The sequence below is a fragment of the Pseudomonas sp. MF6747 genome (assembly GCF_963890955.1).
In the GTDB taxonomy this organism is placed as follows: Bacteria; Pseudomonadota; Gammaproteobacteria; order Pseudomonadales; family Pseudomonadaceae; genus Aquipseudomonas.
This window is the reverse complement of sequence record NZ_CAWPSZ010000052.1, coordinates 312,603-319,404: the sequence shown is the minus strand read 5'-3', so window position 1 is coordinate 319,404 and position 6,802 is coordinate 312,603. Positions and strand designations below refer to the sequence as shown.

The window sequence follows — 6,802 nt, the reverse complement described above, 5'->3', positions numbered from 1 at the left end:
AGCCCGCTCGCCACGGACACGCCTCTCGCCGCAGAAAGCCCGCGCCTACAGTTTGTGTTTGATCAGCGGAAACAGGCTGTTGAGGGTATCGATCAACCGCACCAGATAGATGGGTTTGCGAAACAGGTCCAGCACCTGCAAGCGCAGCATGTCGCTCACGTCATCCATCTCGGCATGACCGGACATCACGATCACCGGCAAGTGTTGGCGATCGGTGTGTTCGCGCAGGCGCTTTATCAAGGAGATGCCACTTTCCTCAGGCATGCGCAGGTCAGTGATGACCAGCGCGATGTCGGGGTTCAGGGTCAGCTCCTGCAGCGCGTAGGTGACGGAGGTGGCGGTAAAACAAACGAAGCCCTCGTTCTCCAGCGACTCCGCCAGTTCTACGAGGGCATCTTCTTCGTCGTCCACCAACAGGATTTGTTGGCGAAAAGGTGCGGATGCAGCATTCATGGGTACTACCTAGCATTGCCAATCAATAACGAGCGTACTCACAGGATGCTGCCTGCAACTTACGTCGTGGTAATGGCGCTCTGAATTTTACCGAAGAAGATCGTGATCTGAGGCCCCAGTGTCGTGCCTGCGGCGAGTACAACCAGCGCCACAATGGCCACGAGGATGAGGTATTCAATCGCCGTCGCTCCCTCTTTATTGTGCAAGAGCAACTGAAGCTGAACATGCAGTTTCATCAACAGATCAAGCACCATCGTACTTCTCCTCTGGCGACTGAACGCCATAGCAAGGGATTGCACAGTCATTGTTTACGTTGTGGTAATCGCGGTCTGGATTTTGCCAAAGAACAACGTGATCTTCGGTCCTAGCGTAGTACCGGCTGCCAGTATCACCAACGCTACAATTGCCACGAGAATAAGGTATTCAATCGCCGTGGCGCCTTCCTTGCGATGAAAAAGCAGCTGGAGTTGAACGTGAAGTTTAATCAACAGATCAAGGATCATTGTACTGCTCCTTTGGCGACCAGGCGCCCTATCACGGTGTCCTGCACAGTAATTGCGATGTGCCACCTGAGCATTGTCAACAAACCCCGCGCTCACAACTGTAAGAACGGATTAATTACAAAGTAGAGGTCGCCTTACTGACGCCTTAAATCCGTGATTTAAAAGGCTACTTATGGCGGGGCGAAGAAATCTTTCTGTCAGTAATGGCATTTCGTCCTAGCTGAACTACCTTCAAATAGCGAAATAGTTAGTCAGCTGTTCATAGCAGCCGGTTGCGTGATTGGCCTGTTCGGATAGACGGGCTGTGGTGCAACAGGAAAAGGAGAGCCGTCGTGAACACACGTCTGAGTATGATACTGGCTGGCGTGCTTTTGGTCGGCGCACTGTTTGCCGGTTATTGGGGATTGGTGCTCAGTCGTGAACCTGCCCCGGCGCCGCCACCGCCGCCCCAGACCGCGCCGGTCGAAAAGGCCGTCGCCGTGGTGGAAGACCAGACCCGCCAGCCGGTGGTCGTGCTGGCCCACGATGTCCCCCCCTTTGTCGCCCTGAATGCCGCCGACCTCAGTGTAGAAAAACTGCGCACGGTGCCAGCTGGCAGCATGACCAGTGTCGACCAGGCCATTGGCCGCACGCCCTGGCGCGCGTTGCAGGCCGGTACCTGGCTCAACGAAGAAAGCTTCACGCCTGGCGGGCCTTTGGCGCGCATGATCCGTCCCGACGAACGCGCCCTGGCGGTGGCCGTGGATGAAGTGATCGGCGCAGCCGGCCAGTTGAGTCCCGGCGACTACGTGGATGTGTTGCTCTATCTGCGCCAGGACACCGCCAACCTTGAACAGTCTGCCCAAGTGGTCGTCCCCGCCATGCGCTTGCTCAGCGTCGGCGACCAAATGGGCCTGACCAACGACGGCACTCCCGCCTCCCCGCCTGCGATGACCGCCGAAGAAAAAGCCCAACGCCGCGCGCCCTCACGCACGGTTGTGCTGGCGGTGCCCGAGCAACTGTTGAGCCGGCTGATGCTCGCCTCCCAGGCCGGCACGTTGCGCCTGGCCGTGCGCAGTGCCGACGAACGCTTGCTAAGCCAGTACTGGGCCGGCGAAAGCGACGCACCGGGCAAGCTGCAAAGCGCCAACCGCGACCTCTATCAGTTCACGCAACTGGCCTTTGCCCAAGCCCCGAAAAAAGTCGCCCAGAGCGCTCCGCACCGCACCGGTGTGGAGGTGATTCGCGGCAACCAAGCAACCCAACAAACGCCTGATTGAACAAGGATGCTGTGCATGAGCCGACGTTTCGCACCGGTGTTCACGCTGAAAATTGCCTGTGCCCTGCTGCTGTCGAACCTGTCGGTGGGCGGGGCCGTGGCCGCCACCGGCAACTGCAGTAGCTTGGGCCAATTACCCGCAGCCCTTTCGGTGGGCGAAGGCCTGCAACAGGAGCTGCAATCACCGGTGGCGATCACGCGCCTGGCCATCGGCGATCCGAAAATCGCCGACGTGCACCTCAACGGCGATCGCGGTTTCCTGCTGACCGGCATCGCCTCCGGCACCACCAGCCTGATGGTCTGGACCGCCTGCTCCAACACGCCGCGCCAGAGCATGGTGTTCGTCAAAGGCAAGGCCACAGCGGCGCTGACCAGCCTGTCACTGGCACCCGCGGATGACCCCTCGCTGCCCAGCCAGGTGCAGACCGACATCCGCTTTGTCGAGGTCAGCCGCACCAAACTCAAGGAAGCCAGCACCAAGATCCTGGGCATGGGCAAGAACTTCTTCCTCGGCAGCCCCAACCTGTTATTTCCCACGCCCAGCACCTTCAAGCTGCCGGTGAGCGCTGACCAGTTCAACATCGGCTTTGGCGGCGGGCGTGTCTCGGCGATGATCAACGCCCTGGAAAGCAGCGGTTTTGCCTACACCCTGGCACGCCCAAGCCTGGTGGCCATGAGCGGGCAAAGCGCGACCTTCCTCGCCGGGGGCGAGATCCCGATCCCGGTGCCCAGCAGTGGCAGTGACACCATCTCGATCGAGTACAAAGAGTTCGGCATTCGCCTGACCCTGACCCCCACCGTCATCGACCGCAACCGGATTTCCCTCAAGGTGGCACCGGAAGTCAGCGAGCTGGACTACACCAACGCCGTGGTCATTCAAAACATCCAGGTACCGGCGCTGACCATCCGCCGCACCGACACCAGCGTGTCCCTGGCCGATGGCGAAAGCTTCGTGATCAGCGGCCTGATCAGCAGCAACAACACCACCAACATCAGCAAGTTTCCGGGCCTGGGTGACATCCCGATCCTGGGCGCGTTCTTTCGCGATTCCTCGGTCAACCGCCAGGACAAAGAGCTGCTGATGATCGTCACGCCGCACCTGGTTCAGCCGCTGGCCGCCAACGCTCAACTGCCGTCGTTGCCTGGCGAGAACCTGCGTAACTACGACCCGAACTGGTACCGCCTGTACTTCCTGGAAAACGGTAATTTCGACCGCAACAATGGGTTGTCACAATGAGCGATAGCCTGAGCCAGACCTTTCTGGCAATCACCCGCAACACCACTGATCTTGAGTGGCTGCAGGGCGCGCTGGCACCGCTTGGCCAAGTGGTCAGTGCCGGCAGCGGTACGCTGGACGAGTTACTGGCGCTGGTCGATGTGACCTTCGCCAACCTGGTGTTTGTCGGCCTCGACCGCGAGCATGTGGTGGCCCAGAGCGCGCTGATCGAAGGCGCGCTGGAAGCCAAGCCGATGCTGGCCATCGTCGCCCTCGGTGACGGCATGGACAACCAGTTGGTGCTCAATGCGATGCGCGCCGGGGCGCGGGATTTTGTCGCCTATGGTTCACGCTCCAGCGAGGTGGCCGGGCTGGTGCGCCGCCTGAGTAAACGCCTGCCGCCCGTGACCACCAACGCCCAACTGGGCGGCCTCACGGTGCTGTACGGCACTCAAAGCAATGCCGACGGCGCCCTGCTCGCAGGTCACTTGGCGCTGGTTGTACAAAAGAGCGGCCAGCAAACCCTGCTGCTGGACCTGGGCCTGCCACGCGGTGACAGCCTGGCGCTGCTGGGGCTGGAAAGCTCGTTCAATTTTGGCGATGCCCTGCGCCACCTGCGGCGGCTGGACGCGACCTTGATCAACAGCGCCTTCACCTCTGCCGAGGACGGCCTGCGCATCCTCGCCTACGCCCCCAACGATGAGCCCCTGGAGCAGACCAGCGCTGCCGAGCTGTACATGCTGCTCAGCGCCCTGCGCCAGCACTTCCAGCACATCGTGGTCAACCTCGCCGGCCAGCAGGACAGTGAAGCGCTGCGCACCTTTGTCAGCCACTGCGACAAGCTGCTGTGGTGCACCGATCAAAGCGTACTCGACTGCCGTCGCAACCTCGCGATACTCAACCAGTGGCGCGAAAAAGGCATGAAACTGGAGCACGCCAAGCTGCTGGTCGATCGCTATATCAAAAGCTGCGCGCCCGATTCCGAGGCGCTGGGAAAGAGCTTCGGGCTGGAGGTAATCGCCGTGTTGCCATTGAGCCCGGAAGTACGCCTGAATGCGAAAAACCAGGGCCAGACCTTATTCGCCCTGGCCCCGCGAGAACCGCTGACCCTTGGCCTGAAAACCCTGGGCGAACGCCTGGCAAAACGCTCCGAAGGCATGAAAAAACAATCTCATAACTGGCTTGACCGCCTGCTGGGCACCGGCAAATGAACGGCGAAAAACTCTTCGGCGCCCCCGCTCGCGGCATCGGTGGCAACACCGACCACGATGGGCTCAAGTTGGTGCTGCATCGGTACATCATCGATGCCATCGAAGAGTCGGGCAAGAATCTGCTGGAAGGCTCACGCCCGCTGCTGGCGCAATTTGTCATCGACAAAGTGGCCGAATACATCAACCGCATGCACCTGGCGATCTCGCGCTATGAAATGGAGCGCCTGGCCGAAGAAATCGTCGATGAACTGACCGGTTTCGGCCCACTGGAAGTGCTGCTGCGCGACCCGTCGGTGACGGAAATCCTGGTCAACGGCCCCCACCGAGTGTTTATCGAGCGTGACGGTTTGCTGCATCAAAGTGACCTGCGCTTTATCGACTCGCACCACGTGGAGCGCGTCATGCAGCGCATCCTCGCGCCTCTGGGCCGGCGTCTGGACGAGTCCTCGCCCATGGTGGATGCGCGCCTGCCCGATGGCAGCCGGGTCAACGCGATCATCCCGCCGATTGCCCTGGACGGGCCGTGCCTGTCGATTCGGAAATTTCGCAAGGACATGCTCAAGAGCAGCGACCTGGTGGCCATGCAGACCATCGACCAGAATATCTTCGACTTCTTCCAGGAAGCGGTGGGCAAGCGCTGCAACATCCTCATCAGCGGCGGCACCGGCACCGGTAAAACCACGCTGCTGAATATTCTCAGTCAGCTGATCAACCCGCATGAGCGGCTCGTCACCATCGAAGATGTGGCCGAACTGCAACTGGGTCACCCTCACGTCGTGCGCCTGGAAACCCGCCCGCCGAACGCCGAGGGCCATGGTGAGGTGAAAGCCAGCGACCTGATCCGCAACGCCCTGCGGATGCGCCCCGACCGCATCATTCTGGGTGAGATTCGCGGCGTGGAAGTGCTTGATGTACTGACCGCCATGAACACCGGCCACGACGGTTCCATGAGTACCGTGCACGCCAACAACGCGGCAGACGCTTTGCTGCGCCTGGAAACCCTGGTGGGCTTGACCGGCCGTGTGGTGGCGGAGAAAACCCTGCGACAAATGATCTGTGCGGCGCTGGACGTGGTGATTCAACTGACCCGCCTGCCGGACGGCCGCCGTTGCGTCAGCGAAGTGGTCGAGGTGGTGGGCATCCGTGAAGACGTGTACGTGACCAACACCCTGTTCCGCCATGACCGGCGCACCGGCTTCGGCTTCCTGCGCGAGGCGGTCAACCCGGCCGGTGAAAAACTGCGCCGCGAACCGTTACTGCCTTGAAGAGGACGCAAGCATGACCGGGGCCATCCTGCTGCTCATCTGCCTGATTCTGATCGGCCTGTCGATTCGCTCCTTCCAGATCGGTTTGCGCCGCGCCCAGACCGAACGCGTGCTCGGCCGCCTCGCCGAAGGCCAGCCGCAGCTCGTCGAAGAGAACAGCCAGTGGAGCGGCGTGGAGCGCATGTTCCTGCGCGCAGGCCTGGGCAAACCCAGTGACAACCTCGGCCTGTGGCTGGCGATCTGGGCGCTGGGCGCAGTCCTGGGCCTGCTGGTTGCCGGCTGGATCGGTCTGTTGGTGATGTTGGTGTTGCCGCTGCTGTTACTGCGCCTGTACATCGCCTGGCGCTATCAACGGCGGATCAAGCGCATGATCGAACAACTGCCGCAATTGCTCGACCACACCGTGCGCAGCCTCAAGGCCGGGCGAACCCTGGCCGACGCGGTGCTGGGCGGCATCGAGATTACCGAAGACCCGCTGCAACAAGCCATGGGCCGTATCCGGCGCAACGTGCAACTGGGCGTGAGCCTGCCGGAATCGGCCCACGACTTTGCCGAATTCTACGAGCGCGATGAGTTTCGCCTGTTCGCGCTGGGTTTGAAGGTCAACCACCGCTATGGCGGCAACGCCAGCGAGCTGTTGGAAAACCTGATCAAGATGATCCGCGAACGTGAGCAAGCTGCCCGCCAGCTGCGCGCGTTGACCGGCGAAACGCGGGTCACGGCCTATGTGCTCACCGCCCTGCCGATCTCGATGATCGGCTACTTCCTGGCGGTAAATCCCGCGTACCTGATGACCATGTGGAACGACGGCACCGGGCGCATTCTGTTGTTCGTGGCGCTGGTGATGCAGTTGTTGGGCTGCTTCACCTTGTGGCGCATGTTGCGGAGCGTATGAG

The 6,802-nt window shown here is 61.1% G+C and carries 8 protein-coding genes; 5 read left to right on the top strand and 3 right to left on the bottom strand.

All coding sequences use genetic code 11. From position 1 onward, the window contains the following. Window positions 1-45: 45 nt before the first annotated feature. Genes AACW30_RS30020 through AACW30_RS30010 form a run of 3 tightly spaced genes read right to left on the bottom strand, consistent with a single transcriptional unit; the run spans window position 46 to window position 956 of the window. Window positions 46-453 carry a response regulator gene (locus AACW30_RS30020; protein ID WP_200624071.1) on the bottom strand — a complete coding sequence of 136 codons (408 nt, stop codon included), beginning with the start codon at window positions 451-453 and terminating at the stop codon, window positions 46-48. 59 nt (window positions 454-512) lie between these two features. After that, window positions 513-707: a Flp family type IVb pilin gene (locus tag AACW30_RS30015; protein WP_106577726.1), complete on the bottom strand. Its 195-nt coding sequence runs from the start codon at window positions 705-707 to the stop codon at window positions 513-515. Window positions 708-761: 54 nt separating this feature from the next. Then, on the bottom strand, window positions 762-956 hold the full coding sequence (locus AACW30_RS30010) for a Flp family type IVb pilin (RefSeq protein ID WP_106577725.1): 195 nt from the start codon (window positions 954-956) through the stop codon (window positions 762-764). Between the two features lie 332 nt (window positions 957-1,288). Between AACW30_RS30010 and cpaB the strand changes: the two genes are divergently transcribed. Genes cpaB through AACW30_RS29985 form a run of 5 tightly spaced genes read left to right on the top strand, consistent with a single transcriptional unit; the run spans window position 1,289 to window position 6,801 of the window. Beyond that, window positions 1,289-2,215, top strand: a complete 927-nt coding sequence (cpaB, locus tag AACW30_RS30005; RefSeq protein WP_106577724.1) for a Flp pilus assembly protein CpaB — start codon at window positions 1,289-1,291, stop codon at window positions 2,213-2,215. Window positions 2,216-2,230: 15 nt separating this feature from the next. Next, entirely contained in the window at window positions 2,231-3,451 is a 1,221-nt protein-coding gene (locus tag AACW30_RS30000; RefSeq protein ID WP_106577723.1) for a type II and III secretion system protein family protein, read from the top strand. Beyond that, on the top strand, window positions 3,448-4,641 hold the full coding sequence (locus tag AACW30_RS29995; RefSeq protein ID WP_200624070.1) for an AAA family ATPase: 1,194 nt from the start codon (window positions 3,448-3,450) through the stop codon (window positions 4,639-4,641). The genes AACW30_RS30000 and AACW30_RS29995 overlap by 4 nt, the downstream gene beginning before the upstream one ends. Then, entirely contained in the window at window positions 4,638-5,906 is a 1,269-nt protein-coding gene (locus AACW30_RS29990; protein WP_106577721.1) for a CpaF family protein, read from the top strand. Before AACW30_RS29995 ends, AACW30_RS29990 begins: the two co-directional genes overlap by 4 nt. Before the next feature lie 13 nt (window positions 5,907-5,919). Next, window positions 5,920-6,801 carry a type II secretion system F family protein gene (locus AACW30_RS29985; protein ID WP_106577720.1) on the top strand — a complete coding sequence of 294 codons (882 nt, stop codon included), beginning with the start codon at window positions 5,920-5,922 and terminating at the stop codon, window positions 6,799-6,801. The last annotated feature ends 1 nt before the right edge of the window (window position 6,802 follow it).